Here is a 414-nt window from a genome sequence, read left to right as displayed (position 1 = left end):
ACTCTATCAACTAAACCTTGAAGTATTGATTTATCTACTTTTGAAGCTTCTTCTAACTCTTCAACTGCTTGTTGTAACTTACTTGCTACTTCATCTATTTCATCTTGCATTGCATTTTCATCTGCTAATACTCCGTTAGCTTCTCCAAGAATTGCTTCTACTTTAGCCCAGCTTTCTTCAGTATAGTTATCCTTATTTAATGCATTAGTTGCATCAACTAAGTTTTGAAGTGCTGACTTATCTCCTTCTTTGAATTCAAGCATTTGAATTGCTTTTGATAATCTATCAAAACTATCTTTAACTTGTACTTCTGTAGCATTAACATTTGCATATAATTCTTCAGCTTCTGCTAACGCGTCGTTAAATTCCTTAACTACTGCTGGTACTACACCTTCAAGTGCTCCACCATCTTTA

Annotated in this window: 1 pseudogene; it reads right to left on the bottom strand. The window is 34.1% G+C overall.

Features of this window, described 5'->3' with window-relative positions:
• Window positions 1-414, bottom strand: a pseudogene (locus LPC13_RS16800) (hypothetical protein); the annotation flags it as partial.

The organism is Clostridium celatum, from assembly GCF_021412605.1.
Taxonomy (GTDB): Bacteria; Bacillota; Clostridia; order Clostridiales; family Clostridiaceae; genus Clostridium; species Clostridium celatum.
This window is presented reverse-complemented; position numbering and strand designations above follow the sequence as displayed.